18 protein-coding genes are annotated in these 17,784 nt (G+C 32.0%); 13 read left to right on the top strand and 5 right to left on the bottom strand.

What is annotated here, in order from left to right:
* Nucleotides 1–84: 84 nt before the first annotated feature.
* The gene (locus HM992_RS11960; protein ID WP_179319828.1) at nt 85–840 is read right to left on the bottom strand and encodes a hypothetical protein; all 756 of its coding nucleotides are present in this window, start codon (nt 838–840) and stop codon (nt 85–87) included.
* 96 nt (nt 841–936) lie between these two features.
* Nucleotides 937–1,290 (bottom strand): 4Fe-4S dicluster domain-containing protein, encoded by a 354-nt coding sequence (locus HM992_RS11955; RefSeq protein ID WP_179319827.1) that lies wholly within the window; start codon nt 1,288–1,290, stop codon nt 937–939.
* Nucleotides 1,291–1,444: 154 nt separating this feature from the next.
* On the opposite strand from HM992_RS11955, the gene HM992_RS11950 reads away from it, so the two are divergent.
* The 9 genes from HM992_RS11950 (at nt 1,445) to HM992_RS11910 (ending at nt 10,086) form a co-directional block, all read left to right on the top strand.
* The gene (locus HM992_RS11950; protein ID WP_179319826.1) at nt 1,445–2,503 is read left to right on the top strand and encodes an acyl-CoA reductase; all 1,059 of its coding nucleotides are present in this window, start codon (nt 1,445–1,447) and stop codon (nt 2,501–2,503) included.
* A gap of 119 nt (nt 2,504–2,622) precedes the next feature.
* Nucleotides 2,623–3,684 (top strand): 3-phosphoserine/phosphohydroxythreonine transaminase, encoded by a 1,062-nt coding sequence (gene serC / locus HM992_RS11945; protein WP_178985212.1) that lies wholly within the window; start codon nt 2,623–2,625, stop codon nt 3,682–3,684.
* Between the two features lie 146 nt (nt 3,685–3,830).
* The gene (locus HM992_RS11940) at nt 3,831–4,781 is read left to right on the top strand and encodes a D-2-hydroxyacid dehydrogenase (RefSeq protein ID WP_178985211.1); all 951 of its coding nucleotides are present in this window, start codon (nt 3,831–3,833) and stop codon (nt 4,779–4,781) included.
* A gap of 102 nt (nt 4,782–4,883) precedes the next feature.
* Nucleotides 4,884–5,522 carry a DUF937 domain-containing protein gene (locus HM992_RS11935; RefSeq protein WP_179319825.1) on the top strand — a complete coding sequence of 213 codons (639 nt, stop codon included), beginning with the start codon at nt 4,884–4,886 and terminating at the stop codon, nt 5,520–5,522.
* Between the two features lie 220 nt (nt 5,523–5,742).
* Nucleotides 5,743–6,180, top strand: coding sequence for a DUF6146 family protein (locus HM992_RS11930; RefSeq protein ID WP_178985209.1), 438 nt, complete (start codon nt 5,743–5,745; stop codon nt 6,178–6,180).
* Nucleotides 6,181–6,229: 49 nt separating this feature from the next.
* The gene (locus HM992_RS11925) at nt 6,230–6,724 is read left to right on the top strand and encodes a DUF6787 family protein (protein ID WP_178985208.1); all 495 of its coding nucleotides are present in this window, start codon (nt 6,230–6,232) and stop codon (nt 6,722–6,724) included.
* 44 nt (nt 6,725–6,768) lie between these two features.
* Nucleotides 6,769–7,062, top strand: coding sequence for a hypothetical protein (locus HM992_RS11920; RefSeq protein ID WP_179319824.1), 294 nt, complete (start codon nt 6,769–6,771; stop codon nt 7,060–7,062).
* A gap of 37 nt (nt 7,063–7,099) precedes the next feature.
* The gene (locus HM992_RS11915) at nt 7,100–9,499 is read left to right on the top strand and encodes a TonB-dependent receptor (protein ID WP_179319823.1); all 2,400 of its coding nucleotides are present in this window, start codon (nt 7,100–7,102) and stop codon (nt 9,497–9,499) included.
* Nucleotides 9,500–9,516: 17 nt separating this feature from the next.
* Entirely contained in the window at nt 9,517–10,086 is a 570-nt protein-coding gene (locus HM992_RS11910) for a type 1 periplasmic binding fold superfamily protein (RefSeq protein ID WP_179319822.1), read from the top strand.
* A 49-nt stretch (nt 10,087–10,135) separates the two neighbouring features.
* Here the strand turns inward: HM992_RS11910 and HM992_RS11905 are convergent, their stop codons facing one another.
* Nucleotides 10,136–10,414 carry a hypothetical protein gene (locus HM992_RS11905; RefSeq protein ID WP_179319821.1) on the bottom strand — a complete coding sequence of 93 codons (279 nt, stop codon included), beginning with the start codon at nt 10,412–10,414 and terminating at the stop codon, nt 10,136–10,138.
* Nucleotides 10,415–10,610: 196 nt separating this feature from the next.
* On the opposite strand from HM992_RS11905, the gene HM992_RS11900 reads away from it, so the two are divergent.
* Complete coding sequence (locus tag HM992_RS11900) at nt 10,611–11,285, top strand: ABC transporter ATP-binding protein (protein WP_179319820.1); 675 nt, start codon at nt 10,611–10,613, stop codon at nt 11,283–11,285.
* A 21-nt stretch (nt 11,286–11,306) separates the two neighbouring features.
* Nucleotides 11,307–11,723 (top strand): hypothetical protein, encoded by a 417-nt coding sequence (locus tag HM992_RS11895; RefSeq protein WP_179319819.1) that lies wholly within the window; start codon nt 11,307–11,309, stop codon nt 11,721–11,723.
* A gap of 6 nt (nt 11,724–11,729) precedes the next feature.
* On the opposite strand, the gene HM992_RS11890 is transcribed toward HM992_RS11895, so the two are convergent.
* Complete coding sequence (locus HM992_RS11890) at nt 11,730–12,959, bottom strand: DUF3999 family protein (RefSeq protein WP_179319818.1); 1,230 nt, start codon at nt 12,957–12,959, stop codon at nt 11,730–11,732.
* Nucleotides 12,943–15,327, bottom strand: a complete 2,385-nt coding sequence (locus tag HM992_RS11885) for a DUF2339 domain-containing protein (RefSeq protein WP_179319817.1) — start codon at nt 15,325–15,327, stop codon at nt 12,943–12,945. The genes HM992_RS11890 and HM992_RS11885 overlap by 17 nt, the downstream gene beginning before the upstream one ends.
* A 209-nt stretch (nt 15,328–15,536) precedes the next feature.
* Between HM992_RS11885 and HM992_RS11880 the strand changes: the two genes are divergently transcribed.
* Together HM992_RS11880 and HM992_RS11875 are read left to right on the top strand one after the other, a co-directional pair.
* Nucleotides 15,537–16,328: an alpha/beta hydrolase gene (locus tag HM992_RS11880; protein ID WP_178985199.1), complete on the top strand. Its 792-nt coding sequence runs from the start codon at nt 15,537–15,539 to the stop codon at nt 16,326–16,328.
* A gap of 2 nt (nt 16,329–16,330) precedes the next feature.
* Nucleotides 16,331–17,743 carry a leucyl aminopeptidase family protein gene (locus HM992_RS11875; protein WP_179319816.1) on the top strand — a complete coding sequence of 471 codons (1,413 nt, stop codon included), beginning with the start codon at nt 16,331–16,333 and terminating at the stop codon, nt 17,741–17,743.
* The last annotated feature ends 41 nt before the right edge of the window (nt 17,744–17,784 follow it).

The following is a 17,784-nucleotide window of genomic DNA, read 5'->3' as shown; positions in this document are numbered from 1 at the left end:
ATCACTATGTTTTATTTCTAAAAAATTTAAATCAACTGAAGATAATATTGTCGATGAATTCTGAATATGCTCAATAAAATTGACTTAGAATTTCACTATCCTAGTTTTAGCAATAGTATCCATATTCTTCTGTATAGATTTGGAAAACGGAAATCCATCTAAATCAAACTTAGTAACAGTCTCATAATAATCAATACCATTTTTAAAATATTGTTTCTCCCTTGTCTCGTACAAATTCTTGCTATCCCATGAATACGTCTTAACCGTTTTCATATAATCAAACTCATCTTCAAAATGATTTCTAGCTTCACTAAACCTTTTTATTAATTGATTTTTAGAATTGTAATGAAACTTTACGTTTTCAATACAAGTAGTATCTAGTTTGTGTTTTACCGTTCTTGAAATTAGACGCTCATCTTCAATTTTATAGAAATATATTAGAGTATTATTAAAGTTGTCTTTTTCTGTAACAATTATTTGGTTATCAACCATTTGATAATCCATTGCATAATCTGTTTCGTAATCGAAAAAGGTGTTCTTCGCAATCAAAAAACCTAAAGAGTCATATTTAAAAGCAAAACTGCAACACATAAAACTCTTCAATTTCTGTCTGATAACGTTCTCTTTATTTGAAGTATAAACATTTACAGTATCACCTTTATTCGCAGAAGCATATTTGCCATAAGTAATAATCTCAAAAACAGAATCAAGGTTCATTTGATGCATCAAAAAAGAAACATTATCAATGTTATCAATTTTTAATGGTGCTAACGAGTGGTTTTCTTTCCGTTGACATGAAACGATTGAAAAACCAATTATTACAATTAACAAATATTTCATATTTCAATTTTACAAAAAAAAATCCCAAGCCAAAGACTCAGGATTTAATTAAAATAAAATATTGATTATTTATGCTGAATTAATTTCAGTACAGACTTAACCATCAGGATGCATAAACTTCTGTTTTCCTAATAAAACTTCTTCAGTTTCCACATGGTCCTCATCTGGCACACAACAATCTACAGGGCAAACCGCTGCACATTGAGGCTCTTCATGAAAACCAACACATTCCGTACATTTATCTGGTGAGATATAATATACCTCATCGCTTATTGGCTCTTGTGTTTCGTCTGCGTCTACTTCTTTTCCATTAGGTAAAACTAATTTACCTTTTAAACTTGTACCATCAGAATAGCGCCAATCGTCAGCACCTTCGTAAATAGCAGTATTTGGACATTCTGGCTCACATGCTCCACAATTAATACATTCGTCCGTGATTATAATTGCCATAATAATTTCTGTTTTTATTGATCATTTAAAATGAGCTATACTTATTTCTGAAAATTTAATTTATTATCAAAATCAAAGCTTTTCTTGCTCATTTGCTTTGCTTAAATTTGCAGTTGCAAAAATAAAGCCAAAACATCGCATAACCAAACCCATTATGGATTTACAACAAAGAATTAACGCATTTGTAAAATTAGGCGCCTTTTTAAATCAATTTAAAGAAAACGAAGTTATTAAAAATGATACTATCGAAGCTAATGATTTGTTTTTTGATGGCTTTAAACACCAATTAAAACTAGCACAAGAACATAACGGGTGGTTTACAAAACAGAATATTACATTTACCCTAAAAAATTGGTCTAATGCCTTGACTAACAAGAACATTAACCAATGGGTAGAACAGTATAACTTTAACACTTTAAATCCACAAACGATTGCCATTATTATGGCAGGAAATATTCCTTTAGTTGGTTTTCATGACTTTTTGAGTGTCCTTATATCGGGACATAATGTACTTGTAAAACAATCGTCTAACGACAAGCACCTCCTTCCCTTTTTAGCGAAGTATTTAGAAGTTGTAGAACCTGGTTTTAAAGGTAAAATTAAGTTTACTGAAGAAAAACTAGAAAACTTCGATGCCGTTATTGCAACAGGAAGTGATAATACAGCGCGTTATTTTGAATATTACTTTAAAAACAAACCTTCTATTATCAGAAAAAACAGAAATTCAGTTGCTGTATTAACAGGAAACGAAACTAAAGAAGAACTCGAAGCTTTATCTGATGATATTTTTAGGTATTATGGTTTAGGCTGTAGAAATGTGTCTAAATTCTTTATACCAAAGGATTATAATTTTGATGCCTTTTTTAATGCCGTTTATAAATGGCATCCTATTATCAATGAATCCAAGTACGCTAACAACTACGATTATAATAAAGCGGTTTATTTAATGAGTGAGTTTGATATGTTAGAAAATGGATTCCTTATGATAAAAGAAGACGGCAGCTACGCCTCACCTATTGCTACGTTGTTTTATGAAAAATATAATGATATTTCAGAATTGCAACAAAAATTAGCAACGGATTCAGACAAAATACAATGTATAGTAGCTAATGGATTCGCTAATAATGAAATTACTTTTGGAAATACTCAAAATCCTCAACTTTGGGATTATGCAGACAATGTAGATACTGTTGAGTTTTTATTAGAAATATAAGATAAAAATTATCATTTTCGTAACATAATTTAAGCAATTAATTAGCACCTTTGTAGCTGTTTAAAAATTAATAGATTCAGAATTTATATGTTAAGATTCTGAACTAAATTCATAATACAATGAAAAAACATAATTTTAGTGCAGGACCATGTGTACTACCAAAATCGGTAATGGAACAAGCAGCAGCAGCAGTTTTAAACTTTGATGACGGACTTTCTCTATTAGAGATTTCTCACCGAAGCAAACCTTTTGTAGATGTTATGGAAAATGCACGATCCTTAGCATTAGAGCTGTTAGGACTAGAAGGTAAAGGTTATAAAGCTCTCTTCCTTCAAGGTGGTGCGAGTACACAATTTTTAATGGTAGCTTTAAACCTATTAGAAAAAAGAGCTGGTTATTTAAACTCTGGTACTTGGGCTGACAAATCTATTAAGGAGGCTAAAATCTATGATGACATATATGAAGTAGGGTCTTCAAAAAGTGCAAATTACAACTACATTCCAAAAGGTTACGATATTCCAGAAGATTACGATTACTTTCACTGTACTTCCAATAATACTATTTTTGGCACTCAGATGAAAAGTTTTCCAACTTCTCCAATTCCTATGGTGTGTGATATGAGTAGTGATATTTTTTCGCGTCAGTTAGATTTTTCAAAATTTGATTTGATTTATGCTGGTGCTCAAAAAAATATGGGACCTGCAGGAACAACTCTAGTGGTTATAAAAGAAGATATTTTAGGAAAGGTATCGCGTAAAATTCCATCAATGATGGATTATAAAACACACATCAGCAAAGGAAGTATGTTTAATACGCCTCCTGTATTTGCTGTTTATGTTTCTATGTTAACTTTAGAATGGTTAAAGAACTTAGGAGGTATCAAAGCAATTGAAAAGGAAAACGAAAAGAAAGCGAGTTTAATCTATTCTGAAATTGATTTAAACCCATTATTTAAAGGCTATGCTGTTAAAGAAGATCGTTCTTTAATGAATGCTACGTTCACTTTAGAAAACGAAAACCTAAAGGAAACTTTTGAAGCTATGGTAAAAGAAGCTGGTATTAATGGGATCAATGGTCACAGAAGTGTTGGAGGCTACAGAGCATCAATGTATAACGCTTTGTCTTTAGATAGTGTAAAAGCGCTAGTTGAAGTTATGAGCGAATTAGAAAGTAAAGCTTAAATTTTAGTTGTCAGTAGGCAGTATTCAGTATTCACCTAGACATCATAAAAAGAGCGTTTTTTAAAACAAAATAATAAAATTTAATATTAACTATAAAATTACCCGAATCAGTTCTCTTTCTTTAAGAAAGAGATAGGGATAGGAAAATGAAAGTATTAGCAAACGACGGAGTTTCTCAAAGTGGAATTAATGCATTAGAAGCTGCTGGTTACGAAGTTATCACAACAACAGTTGCACAAGAACAATTAGAAAACTACATCAACAAAAATGACATTTCTGTTTTATTAGTTAGAAGCGCAACAACAGTACGAAAGGATTTAATTGACAACTGCCCTAGCCTAAAAATTATAGGCCGTGGTGGAGTTGGTATGGATAATATTGATGTGGATTATGCACGCGGCAAAGGCTTAAGTGTTATCAATACGCCTGCTGCATCGTCACATTCAGTAGCAGAATTAGTATTTGGACATTTTTATGGTTTAGCGCGTTATTTACATAACTCTAATCGCGATATGCCATTAGAAGGTGATTCTAAATTTAAAAACTTAAAGAAAGCTTATGCTAAAGGCACTGAACTTAAAGGTAAAACTTTAGGTGTTTTAGGTTTTGGTCGTATAGGTCAGGCTACAGCTAAAGTGGCAATTGGAGCTGGAATGAAAGTTGTTGCTTTTGATCCATTTTTAGAAAAAGCGAATTTAGAATTAGAGTTCTTTGATGGTCAGAAATTAAATTTTGAAATTGAAACCATTTCAAAAGAAGACGTTTTGAAACAAGCTGATTTTTTAACACTTCACGTACCAGCACAGAAAGACTATGTTATTGACGAAGCTGAATTCAAACAAATGAAAGATGGTGTTATTATCGCTAATGCTGCACGTGGTGGAGTTGTTAACGAAATTGCTCTTGTTAAAGCCATAGAAAGCGGTAAAGTTTCTAGAGCTGCTTTAGATGTTTTTGAGAAAGAGCCACAACCAGAAATTCAATTACTAATGAATCCTGCATTATCATTAACTCCGCATACAGGAGCAGCAACGAATGAAGCACAAGATAGAATTGGTACTGAATTAGCTGAGCAAATCATAACTATTTTAGGTTAACATTATAAATGTGACCAAATCAAATAAAATGAGTCCTACTAACGTGGGACTTTTTTTGTACCTTCAAATGCTTAAATTTTATTAACCTTAATTATATACAAAATGGCAGGAATTTTAGACTTATTAAACAGTGATATCGGAAAATCAATTATTAGTGGTGTTTCTGGTTCTACAGGAACAGATCAAGATAAAACAAGTAGCGTATTAACAATGGCGTTACCTGTACTTATGAAAGCAATGGAGCGTAATGCTTCTACCCCAGAAGGAGCAGCAGGACTTATGAGCGCTTTAAGCAGCAAGCATGACGGAAGTATCTTAGATAACCTTGGCGGTTTATTTGGTGGTGGCGTTGATGATAACGTAAAAGATGATGGAGCTAAAATCCTTAGCCATGTATTAGGTAGTAAGCAACAAGGTGTAGAACAAGTTATTGGTCAAAAATCTGGTTTAGATGCTGGTTCAGTCGCTAATATTTTAAAAGTAGCAGCTCCAATTTTAATGGGTGTTTTAGGAAAACAAGCGAGCCAAAGTAATGCAAGTTCTCAGTCTGACATAAGTGGTCTTTTAGGTGGTTTATTAGGCGGTAATGATACTGCTAATGAACAAAGCTTTTTAGAAAAAATATTGGATGCCGATGGTGACGGTAGCGTTATCGATGATGTCGCTGGTATGGTTTTAGGTGGCGACAACAAAAGCTCAGGAGGTATTGGTGGTCTTTTAGGAGGTATATTCGGAAAATAATAGTTCCCATCCTTATTATATACAAAAGCAGTTCTAACGAGCTGCTTTTTTTGTTACTAAAAATTTAGCCTTTTAAAAACCGTAGTTTCACGCATTGAAACCCATAGTTTACATATTGGTAATTGTAATTCTCTTTAATATCATGTTGATTTGTAGTGTTAAAATGAAGTAAAACATTAATCACTCAAACATTTTTTTAATACCTTTAATTATTATGAATATGAAAAAAATTATCCCATTTATTATTGTCCTAATTCTAATTGCTAGTTGTAAATCTTACAACACCAATCCAGTCATCAATAATGAAAACAAGCACAGCTTAGTACAAAGTGACACTGTTTCTATTAGTAGCGATGAAAACGATTATGAAATCATAATTATAGAACCTGGATTTAATTCATGGTTACTAAGTACTGCAAGACCAGAAGGCTATCATTCTCAGCAATGGTTAGAGTCTCGGAATGCTATTTTAGTGCAAGCCTGGAACCAGAGAAACTTACAACCGCAGTCGTATGACCCTAATCTATATGAAGTTAGAATAGATTATGACACGCGTACAGATTATGGGTATGAGGTAAATTATAAACTATACAATTACTTTCTCTATTTTCAAATAACATACAACCAACGCCTATCTTCTTTTGCTCCTAGAATTTAGTATAGAAAGACATCTTAATTTATTAAATTTGCAGCACTGAAAACGTGCTATGGAAAAATTTAAAAAACAGTGGGAAATTCAACACAATTGGCAGTTGTTATTTCCCTTTTTTGGTTTGCTTATTTTAGGATATTCGGCTTTTAAAATATCGAATGCTATATTTCCAGATTATAATTTGGTTTTAAAAATCATAGAATCAATAGTTGTCTTTTATCTTTTATTAAAGTTAACCTTATTCATATTCAAAAAACTCGAAAAGAAATGGGTTCTCGATTATAAATGGGAAATGATTCGGGTTTTTATGGTGTTTGCATTTACAGGGACATCATCTTTATTTGTTGGCAGACCGATTATAAAACTCATAGGAATTACTAAAGAAAACTTAAACCCTATTCTTTACTGGTTTTTATTCATTATCATTGGGCTTATTTTCTATCAGATTCTTTTAGTTTCCTTTGGATGGCTTTTTGGGCAATTCAAGTTTTTCTGGGAATTTGAAAAGAAAATGTTAAGTAGATTTGGATTAAAACGTTTTTTAGATTGAATTTTAAAACCGCAATAACATCACTATTTAGAACATTAGCAATTATGCTAGTGCTAGCTGTGTTGTTACCTTCTGCTGTTAAATTGAATCATGTATTTTCACATCACACTCATGAAGTTTGCGAAAACGACAAGTCTTCAGATACACATTTTCATGATGCTGATATTGAATGTAATTTTTATAAATTCAAACTCTCCAATAATCTATTTATAGTTTTTAACAACTATGAATTAGCTTTAACAAAAACAGCTGTTACGCAGCTGCCTTCATATTATATTTCTTTAAAAAATTATCAGCATTCAATAGGCTTTGTTAGAGGACCTCCTTCGGTTAGTTAGAATTATAAATTTCTAATACTCTAATAAATCTATTTGAATGAAACGATTAATTATTTGCTTAGTTATAGCTATTTCTAGCTTTAGCTACAGTCAAAATTGCAATTATATTTTTTTAGGCGAAATCAAAGATTTTCATGACGGAACACCAATAGAATCTGCTACTGTTCACATTATAGAAAGTGATAAGTATTTAATTTCAGATTTTGATGGGAAATTCAAAATTGAAAATTTATGTACTGGCACCTTAACATTGACGATATCTCATATTGGATGCGAAACAAAAACAGTCTCGTACACAATTGAAAATGACGTTTTTAAAGTTATTTCCTTAGAGCATCATTTAGAAGAACTCAATGAAGTTGTGGTAAGTTCTCACTTAAAAACAGAAGGTACTAGCATTGAGCAATCTTTAAATAAAGCTGACTTAGAAAAATACACCGATAAATCATTAGGTGATGCGCTAAATTCTGTGAGTGGCGTATCGTCATTAAATACAGGAAATACGATTGTAAAACCAATGATTCACGGTTTGCATAGTAGTCGTTTGTTAATCATTAATAACAATGTGCGTATGTTCGACCAAGAATGGGGAGACGAACACGCACCAAATATTGATATTAATGCGAGCAACAAGGTCGAAGTCATTAAGGGAGCAAATACTTTAAAATATGGAAGTGATGCTATTGGAGGATTAATTCTTATACAGCCTAAACGCTATGTGGCTCAAGATAGTTTATTTGGTAGCACTATGTTATCGTTAAATTCAAATGGACGTGGTGGTAATATTAATTCTGAACTTATTAAAACCTATAAATCTGGGTTTTATGGTAGAATCCAAACAAGCTACAAACAATTTGGAGATTTTAAAGCACCTGATTATTATTTAACCAATAGCGGTTTAAAAAATCTCAACGCTTCTGCTAGAGTTGGTTATAGAACTTTTGAAAAAGGGTTTGACGCCTACTATAGCGTTGTGAGTAATGAGTTTGCTATTTTACAAGCATCACATATTGGTAATGTCGGAGATTTGGTTGCTGCCATAAATAGTAGAGAACCTCGTGTCATTGAAGATTTCTCATATACTATAGATTATCCTAAACAAAATATTTTGCATCATTTAGCTAAGATTGAAGCCTATAAACGGTTTAAAAATCTAGGAAAGCTAACCGTTCAGTACGATATGCAAATTAATAGACGAAAAGAATTCGATTTAAGAAGAGGTGATTTAGCAGACACGCCTGTTATAGATCTTAGATTATTTACAAATTCTTTACAATCTAATTTGTTAATAGATTATATAGAAAATTTAAAACTAGATGCAGGTGTATTGGTTCGTTATCAGCAAAACGATGCCGTTTCGGGTACAGGTGTAAGTCCTTTAATTCCAGATTTTGATAAGTATGACGCGAGTGTTTATCTTATAGGAAATTATGATTTAAATGACTCTTCTGAAATAAGTGCTGGAGCACGTTATGATTATACGAGAATTGAAGCTGAAAAGCGGTACAATCTAACAGATTGGAATGACACGTATAACTACGATGAATTATTTCCACAGTTTGAAACTAATGACATCGATAATTCTAAGATTTTAACACGTCCTGAATTTACATTTCATAACATTTCTGCTAACTTAGGGTATTCAAAGCAATTTAATAATGACCTATCGTTATTTGTTAATTATGGTTTAGCAACCCGAGTCCCTAATCCTTCAGAATTGTTCAGCGATGGTTTGCATCATAGTGCCGCAAGAATTGAAACCGGATTATTAACGTTAAACAAAGAGGTTGCTAATAAATTTGCCGTGTCTTTTGAGCATAATAATCAAGATTTTGGATTTTCAATTAGTCCTTATTTTAAATCCATTAATGATTATATCCAACTTATTCCTGTTGGTATAACCACTACAATAAGAGGTGCATTTCCGGTTTGGGAATACAATCAGATTAACGCACAAATATTTGGTGTTGATATTGATATCAATAAAAAAATCACCAATAGATTTAATTACAAAGGCAATTTGAGCCTTTTAAAAGGTGATAACCTTTCAGAAGACATACCACTCATTCATATGCCTTCAACAAATTTTACAAATAGTATATCCTATTATAATAATGAATTGAACCAATTATCAATTAGTTTAACTCACAAAACTGTATTACAACAAAACAAATATCCAGATTACAACTTTTATACATTCGATCCTGTATTACAAGAGGATGTATATGTAGACATTAGCTCTACACCTGCTGCTTATTCTCTATTGAGTTTTAATAGCACCGTTAGTTTTAAAGCATTTAAAACCGGATCATTGAAACTAGAACTTAATATCGAAAATTTATTTAATACGAATTACAATGAGTATTTAAATAGGCAACGTTATTTCTCTGAAGAATTAGGCAGAAATATTAACTTAAAAATAAAAATCAATTATTAATACAAAAAATTAAAATTATGAAAAATATCAAATCAATTAAAACAATTAAATTATTAGCCGTGCTTTTTATGTCAAGTATCGCTTTTGTAAGCTGCTCTAGTGATGATGACGACCACGATAATCATGACCATGAAGAAGAACTTATAACTACCGTTAAGTACACGCTTACTAACGGAGTAGATTTTGTGACTTTAGAGTTTCAAGATTTAGATGGTGAAGGTGGTGCAGACGGAACTTATGATATTTCTGGTCCATTAACCGCAAATACAACATATACTGGAACCATTCAATTATTGAATGAAACTGAAAGTCCTGCTGATAATATCACATTAGAAGTACAAGAAGAAGGTGACGAACATGAGTTCTTTTACACGCCATCAATCTCAGATATCACTATTACAAAAGATGATTCAGATGTTGACGGTAATCCAATAGGCATTCTAACAACACTAACTACAGGTAATGCTGGAACTGGTTCTCTTACTATAGAGTTGATCCACGAACCAACAAAACCTAATGACGGAACATCTGCAAATGCTGGTGGTAGCACAGATGTACAAGTTACATTTGCTGTAGAAGTTCAGTAATTGTTTTTTGTAATACAGTTAAAAAAAGCACTCAATTTGAGTGCTTTTTTTATGCTTTATTTTCAATAGTCTCCTTTTTAAAAACATAGGTATAAAACCACATTAAAGTAAATGTTGGTATCACATCAAAGCCAGGCAATCCTTCCTCTATTAAAGAAATGACTCCTGCTACTTTACCTGCTTTTCCTTTATATAATTTAGTCATTAACCAACCCGATATTGGTGCCCAAATAATATCTGAGAACTCACCGATTCCTGGGATTATAAATGAGACTAGGCCCAAAGCATCTAAAAGAAGACCAAATACTAATTTTTTGTATTTATTCATGTAAGTGTATTAATTACTTTAAGTGAATCAATTATTATTCCAAATAAATTTCGGCTGTCATTTTAGCATTTAAGCAATAATTTTTATGCGAGTTTGACAATTTATAGACCGTAGTAAATTTAAGCATATTCTTATAATTAATAAATCTACCTATTAGTATTGTACATTAATCCATTAAGTATTAATTTCACATCGTATGAGTAAAACTGTTATTTCCGCAAAGCAAATTAAGAAAGCCTATAAAGATCTTCAAGTCTTAAAAGGTGTTGACTTAACCATTTTAGAAGGTGAAATTATTTCTATCGTTGGAGCTTCTGGTGCTGGTAAAACCACCCTACTTCAAATTTTAGGAACCTTAGACAAACCCGATTATAAGTCAGACACTGAATTAATTATAAACGATCAATCCATTAAAACTTTAAATGATAAAGCTTTAGCAAAGTTTAGAAATAAGAATATTGGTTTTATATTTCAGTTTCATCAGTTGTTACCAGAATTTACGGCTTTAGAAAACGTCTGCATTCCTGCTTTTATTCACAACACACCAAAAGCTGATGCCGAAAAACGCGCAAAAGAATTACTAGATTATTTAGGTTTAAGTGAACGCATCCATCATAAACCTAATAGCATGTCTGGAGGCGAACAACAACGTGTTGCTGTCGCAAGAGCTTTAATAAACAATCCAAATATTATTTTTGCTGATGAACCGTCTGGAAATTTAGATAGCGAATCGGCAGATCAATTACACAACTTATTCTTTAAATTAAGGGATGAGTTTAATCAGACCTTTGTCATCGTTACGCATAACCAAGAATTAGCTGCTATGGCAGACCGAAAGTTAACAATGGTTGATGGGAAGATTGTAGATTAATATTTTTTAGTGTTATAATTAATGAGTCCGAAAAATGAAACTGAATTAATAAAGCAAGAGAAATCAATAAAGAGGGCTTTAGCTTTAGTTTTTATTCCAATACTCATAATAATTATAACCATTTCATTAATTCAAAATAATTCATTGAGTTTTCTGGAAAAAAAATACAAAAGCATACACAACTCATACTACTCAGGAAAAATTACGAATTTATTTTTAAATACAAATAACGGTAGAACGAGAACTATTAGGATAGATAATAAATGGAATAAAGAAATTCCTTTTTTTATTCATAATAAGTTAAACATAGGAGATTCACTTTTTAAAACAACAGAATCTGATTTTGAATATTATATTACAAAATATAATCAGGACACTATTAGTAGAGATGTAAACAAATTTTATAGAACTAAATACTTTGATAAACTTAATAAATAACAAACCCTAACTCTTCCTCATCATCCCCAAAGTAAAGCCTCCAAGAATTAAAATAACGACACCAATTACACCCCAAAGCCAATAGCTATTTTCAAATAGCGGTTTCACTTTTGGCTGTTCTAGTTTCTCAATAATTTCCTCGTTTCCAATACTTAAAGCATCCAAAGAATTTGGAATTTTACTGGTAAATTTAGCAATATCATAATTTGGTTTTCTAACGGAAGAATTCCCATAAACCAACATATAATCTGCAGGCTCAGTAAACCTAGCAATTAACTGATGTTCATAACCTTTTATAGAAACCTTACCAATAGACAACGGTTGATTATCACTATTGTAAATAATTAACTTTAAGTGCTTTGCAATGGTGTTATCAAAATTAAAACTATTCGCTTCAAGCGAATTTAAGGTGCCATTTGTTATGGTTTTATAATAGTAATTCCATCCTTTTTCTGTTTTAACACTATCATTCCGGTACTCGATTTTTAGTGGTCTGTAATAATCAAACGTGTTACTCACGTCAATTTGTATTTGACTTATCGAAACGGGTTGGTCTAACTCTAAATTAATTTCCGTGGTTTTAATTTTCTTAACATCATTAGTCTCAAACTTTTTGATATGATGTTCAATAAAACTTCCACCTGAAATTTCATGTTCAGCTAATTGCGCAGACACCAATTCTGGTTGCTCGTTGTGTTTCACTATAAGCCTAAAAAAACTGTATTTAGCATCAGGAAAAACAAGTTTTGTGAATTTATAATCGGTTGTTTCGTTTTTAATTGATAGAATTCGGTAATCCTCAAGTAATGTAAACCATTCTTGTTGGTCCTGACTACCCTGAAGTTCAATTTTCCAATCAAAATTTTGCTCTTTAAAATTTAAATTGATTTGATTGATTGTTGCTTCGGAATGCAACTGAAATGTAAAATAATAACCATTACTCCCTTTTGATTTGTTGATTATATCAAATGGAATCGTTTTATGAATTATTTTATCAGAAAAAATCTTTAATAAATATGGTGCTTCAACGGTATCATTTACCGTTGTTCCATAAATCCGAAGATCTGACAAATCAGATTTCACCTTTCCAAATACGGCATCTGGCAACGTGAGTTTGTGCCACTCATCAGTTACATCATCTAAAGTTCTTTTATAGTTATAAGTTGCCATCTGCGCTGTGCAAAAGGTAGAACAACCAATAAGAAAACCAATGAATAGTCTAGTCGTTAACGTCATCTGTAATCTGGTTTTTGTATTTATTGTATAAAAATGAAATGATTAAAAGTAGCACACCAAGCGATACAAACACAATGGTTTTTGAAATGGTATTAAGATGCACAATATCGTAAAAGAAGAGTTTTATTAAGGTAATTCCAAAGAAAATCATACCTCCAATTCGTAAGTAAGCTTTGTCTTTCCATATACCAAAAGCAATTAAAAGGAATGAATATACTCCCCAAAGTATGCTTAATCCTAGTTTGTAAGACTGCGTGGATTCCGATATATCCATCCAATGAATAAGCTCACTACTCAACACCCAAATAATGGATATATGCAATAAAACATCGTACCCAATTTTGAATGCTTTAGAAATGCCTTCACGTTTTATAAACTTGTAACACGTAAATAATGCTATAGCTAAAAAGATAAACGACACATAGCGAATCCATAAATAAAAACTGCTTTGCGCAAAATATTCTGAAGAGTCTAAATAGCTTTCTCTCAAATCACTTAAAGCTAATAAACCTTGAATTAAGAACACAAATATGCTCATTACAGTGAAGCCTAAAATGATTTTCTCTAATAAGGTGTTTTTTATCAACTTGAAATTTATAAACGACAACAAAGCCACAAATAATAACGAATAATTGAGAATCCAAACGGTTTTAAAATCCCTTAAATCATAATTAAAGATAGACTTATCATAAGTATCCTCAGAAGGTATTATAATTTTAGTCGTATGATACAATTGATCCCAATACAGTTCAATTTCTAATCTAAAGGCATAATAAGCACTAAATACTAATATAGAGGGAATGACATAGGTTAACAAACGAGACCAATTTGAAGTTGGCTTTAAAGCTGAAGTATATTCGTCTCTAAGTGACAACCAAACTATAACTCCAAATGCAGAAACGAATAATAACGAGGTCAAAAAATGAATGTTAAAAACCGTAGTTATTTGATCCTCCACATCTAAGCCATAATAAGCACTGTATGCAAAAGACCAATCTTGTAGAAGACTTAAAAATGCTAAAATCATTAAGGGATACGATAATTTCTCGTACACTTTAATGCCTTTTGTTCGTCCTAGCCAGAACAATAAAGCGGCTTCACTTACCCAAAGTAACGTCACCCAATTGCCATCTAACTGCACAGGAATTGTAATGGTAATAAATACCAAAACCATAGCTGAAGCTAAATAAAACAAGTTCTTATCTCCTAATTTCATTTTATAGAAAATTACACTTACTATAAAATGGGTAACCGCATTTCCAAGTGTAAATAACCCTAATAAATGTGTACCTGTTTCATGGTTATCTAAAATCGCAAAACCAAAGCCATAAAATAAAAATGAATTAAGAAGCAGCAGCACCACATCACTCGATTGAAACACTTCTTTTTTCAACATTTTATAGGCTAAAAATGTCATATAAAATATAATAAAAAATATAGTTAAAAAGCTTAATGCCAAACTAAATTGTTCATCTTCAAAGTATTCGGAAAAGAACCAAGATCCAAAAATTAGCCATGTAAAAACAAAGGCTGAATAGTACAGTGATTTCCAATATTTTTTGAATGAAATAATTAAAATGCCGATATTAACAATAGCCGTATAACTGAACAATACTTCTATGCGTCCAGAGCCATCACTCAACAAAAACGGAACGGCATAAGCACCAACCAAACCAATATGAGCAATAACTTGTCGGTTATAACTTATGGCTGCAACAACTGTGAATGCTGTAAAAATCACCATGAGCGCAAACGTAGGCATCTGCGGAATTAAATCGTAAAAGTTATAAGCGAAAAATGTAATAAAATATAAGATTACAATTGAGCCACTCACTAAAACAGCACTGTACGCTTCATATTTCTTTTTGAGTTTGATGCCAAAACCAAGTAAGCCTATAGCAGTAAAATAGCCTAGAATAATTCGTGTTAATGGGCTAATTAAATCATTTTCAATGGAGTATTTTGCACCAATAGCAACACCAATAATTGTGATAACAATGCCTATTTTGTTCAGAATGTTTTCACCAATAAACTTCTCTAAACTCGATTTTGCTTTAGGTTTTTCATTAGCTACACTGTCTTGTTCTGTCTCAACAAACTCAGATTTAACTTCTGGCTCTGAAATGGGCTCTATAGTGGATTTGACATGTTCCTGAATCTCTATTATAGGTTCAGATTCGATTTCAATTTCAGGCTCAACAATACTGTTTTCTTTAACCGGAACTATTTCTTCTTCAATCGTACCGGATTTTAAGTGGTACAATTCAGCTTTTAAACTTTCAATTTCGGACGAAAACTCAGCTTGCTTTTTAAACAATAATTCTAATTTTTCAATTAGTTTATCAATAAGCTCTTGATTTGTTGCCATATAGATTGGATTTGGTCATCTTTTCATAAAAAAAGACGCGACTAAAATAGTTTATATTATTAGAATCGACTATTTCATATTGAGAAGTTAGGTTTAAAGCTAATTATTTCTATTTCAAATTTAACATATAAATTAATCTATCATTAAAACATTATTAACATCTGTTTAAATTTTTATGGCAATTAATACCATAAAATAGTACATTCGCTATGCCTAAATTAAAACAAATGACAGTGACGGAGTTCGAACCTATAATAGAAATACTAGAAGAAGCTTACGAAATACCACACCTTAATGCTACGCGTAAAATCTCAGCATTATTACCGCATGATTACTATGAAACTGAAAAACGCTATCCTGTACTCTACTTACAAGATGGCCAAAACTTATTTAATCCTGCTGCACCATTTGGTGATTGGGCTATTGATAAATCAATGGCACAATTGGCAGAACAAGGTTTTGGTGATCTTATAATAATTGCTGTAGACCATGGAAACGAGGAACGTATCAGCGAATATTTACCTTATTATCACCCTCGTTTTGGAGAAGGCAAAGGGAATTTTTACATTCAATTTATGATTGAAAAACTCATTCCTTACATCAATAGCCACTATAGAACCTTAACCGATTTTAATAATACAGGTATTGGAGGGAGCTCTATGGGAGGTTTAATTAGTTTACATGCAGGTCTAAAAAATCCTGGTGTTTTTGGTAAAATGATGATTTTCTCCCCTAGCCTATGGCTTTCTAATAAAATTTTCAAAAGCACTAAATCTTTTGAGCCACTACAAAAATCAAAATTGTATTTATATTCAGGTGGACAAGAAAGTGCAGAGCATTTACCAAATGCCCATCGATTAGGAGGCATTATCCAAGAAAAAATGATTAATGGTTATCAGATTGATTTTCATTTTTCAATTAATGAACACGGGAACCATTCTGAAGCCCATTGGAGAGAAGAATTTCCAAAAGCCGTAAAATGGCTCTATTTTAATTCATAGTTATGACTTACAAACACACCAAAACATTAGATACCTCAAAGGACTTTATTCTACCTTGTAGAAAAGACAATCTTGATGCTATAAAAGAATTTTTACCTATCGCTAAACCCGATTTTGACGGTAGCTTTTCTACCTATCAACTACTTTATGGAAAAGACGGTAACAGAATATACCTCATAGGTTTAGGAGAAGAAAAACATAGTGCTAAAATAGAAAATACATTTCAAAAATTAGCGTTCGAAACACAGAAGCATTGGGATAAAACGATTCAGGTTTACGCTGAGCATTTAAGTGACGAGGAGACCAAAAAAGCAGTCATTGGAATTGAAATGACGCAATATGAAATTGGTGAATTCAAATCAACAAAAGAGAAATCAAATAAAACAGCGATTTCATTTGCTTCAACTAAAACGCTTAAAACTATTTTAGACGAAGGACAATATACAGGAGAAACCATCAACAAAATAAAAGCCTTAGTTGATGCACCTCCAAATATTAAAACACCTGAATTCTTAGGGAAATGGGCAGAAAAATCAGCAAAAAAAGCAGATTATAAATGTACAGTCTTAAAACACAAAGAGCTCAAAAAACAAGGCTTCGATGCCGTTTTATCTGTTGGAAAAGGTAGCATTAATAAACCTGTCGTAATAATTACAGAGTACACTCCAAAACCAAGTAAAAAAATTGACATTGCCTTAGTTGGCAAAGGGATTACTTTCGATTCTGGTGGATTATCCATTAAGCCTTCAACCAACCTACATTACATGAAAAGTGATATGGGAGGAGCGGCTGTCGTTTTAGGTGTTGTAGAATTGGTTGCTAAATTAAATCTTGACATTAATATTGTTGGTATTGTGTGTTCTGCAGAAAATGCTGTGGATGCAGAAAGCTACAGACCTGGAGATGTAATTGACTCCTACTCTGGTAAAACCATTGAAATTATTGATACAGACGCCGAAGGTCGTTTAGTATTAGCAGACGGCTTAAGTTATGCTGTTAAAAACATAAAACCAGAATATCTTATTGATTTAGCCACCTTAACAGGAAGCGTTGTAAGAACCTTAGGCTATGAAGCTGCAGGCATGTTTACGCATAACCAAGACATGGCAAGGACGATGTCTGATATTGGTTATAAAGTCCACGAGCGGGTTTGGCAATTGCCAATGTTTGAAGAATACAAAAGTGACTTACATAGTGATATTGCTGACTTAAGAAATTTCAGCGGTAAACCGTTGACAGGAGCGACAAATGCTGCACAATTTTTAGAATCGTTTACAGAAGAGCATAAAAATTGGATGCATTTAGATATTGCTGGTGTGTCTTTTGGAAGCTCTCCTTATGCAAAAATGAAAAGTGCTTCAGGTTATGGCATTCAATTAATTACAGAATTTATTAAGAAAAAAGCTTCAAAATAATTATCAGTTTCGTAAATTGTTTGTTCATTATAATTATCAAC

Source organism: Winogradskyella helgolandensis, assembly GCF_013404085.1.
Classification (GTDB): Bacteria; Bacteroidota; Bacteroidia; order Flavobacteriales; family Flavobacteriaceae; genus Winogradskyella; species Winogradskyella helgolandensis.
The sequence above is the reverse complement of the archived record's forward strand: the minus strand, read 5'-3'. Positions and strand labels throughout refer to the sequence as shown.

Coding starts and splice junctions, on each gene's coding strand:
- HM992_RS11890 (WP_179319818.1), bottom strand. CDS start 12,959: ATGACGTTAACGACTAGACTATTCATTGGTTTTCTTATTGGTTGTTCT.
- HM992_RS11950 (WP_179319826.1), top strand. CDS start 1,445: ATGGATTTACAACAAAGAATTAACGCATTTGTAAAATTAGGCGCCTTT.
- HM992_RS11910 (WP_179319822.1), top strand. CDS start 9,517: ATGAAAAATATCAAATCAATTAAAACAATTAAATTATTAGCCGTGCTT.
- HM992_RS11920 (WP_179319824.1), top strand. CDS start 6,769: ATGCTAGTGCTAGCTGTGTTGTTACCTTCTGCTGTTAAATTGAATCAT.
- HM992_RS11935 (WP_179319825.1), top strand. CDS start 4,884: ATGGCAGGAATTTTAGACTTATTAAACAGTGATATCGGAAAATCAATT.
- HM992_RS11905 (WP_179319821.1), bottom strand. CDS start 10,414: ATGAATAAATACAAAAAATTAGTATTTGGTCTTCTTTTAGATGCTTTG.
- HM992_RS11900 (WP_179319820.1), top strand. CDS start 10,611: ATGAGTAAAACTGTTATTTCCGCAAAGCAAATTAAGAAAGCCTATAAA.
- HM992_RS11940 (WP_178985211.1), top strand. CDS start 3,831: ATGAAAGTATTAGCAAACGACGGAGTTTCTCAAAGTGGAATTAATGCA.
- HM992_RS11875 (WP_179319816.1), top strand. CDS start 16,331: ATGACTTACAAACACACCAAAACATTAGATACCTCAAAGGACTTTATT.
- HM992_RS11960 (WP_179319828.1), bottom strand. CDS start 840: ATGAAATATTTGTTAATTGTAATAATTGGTTTTTCAATCGTTTCATGT.
- HM992_RS11880 (WP_178985199.1), top strand. CDS start 15,537: ATGCCTAAATTAAAACAAATGACAGTGACGGAGTTCGAACCTATAATA.
- HM992_RS11925 (WP_178985208.1), top strand. CDS start 6,230: ATGGAAAAATTTAAAAAACAGTGGGAAATTCAACACAATTGGCAGTTG.
- HM992_RS11915 (WP_179319823.1), top strand. CDS start 7,100: ATGAAACGATTAATTATTTGCTTAGTTATAGCTATTTCTAGCTTTAGC.
- serC (WP_178985212.1), top strand. CDS start 2,623: ATGAAAAAACATAATTTTAGTGCAGGACCATGTGTACTACCAAAATCG.
- HM992_RS11955 (WP_179319827.1), bottom strand. CDS start 1,290: ATGGCAATTATAATCACGGACGAATGTATTAATTGTGGAGCATGTGAG.
- HM992_RS11885 (WP_179319817.1), bottom strand. CDS start 15,327: ATGGCAACAAATCAAGAGCTTATTGATAAACTAATTGAAAAATTAGAA.
- HM992_RS11895 (WP_179319819.1), top strand. CDS start 11,307: ATGAGTCCGAAAAATGAAACTGAATTAATAAAGCAAGAGAAATCAATA.
- HM992_RS11930 (WP_178985209.1), top strand. CDS start 5,743: ATGAAAAAAATTATCCCATTTATTATTGTCCTAATTCTAATTGCTAGT.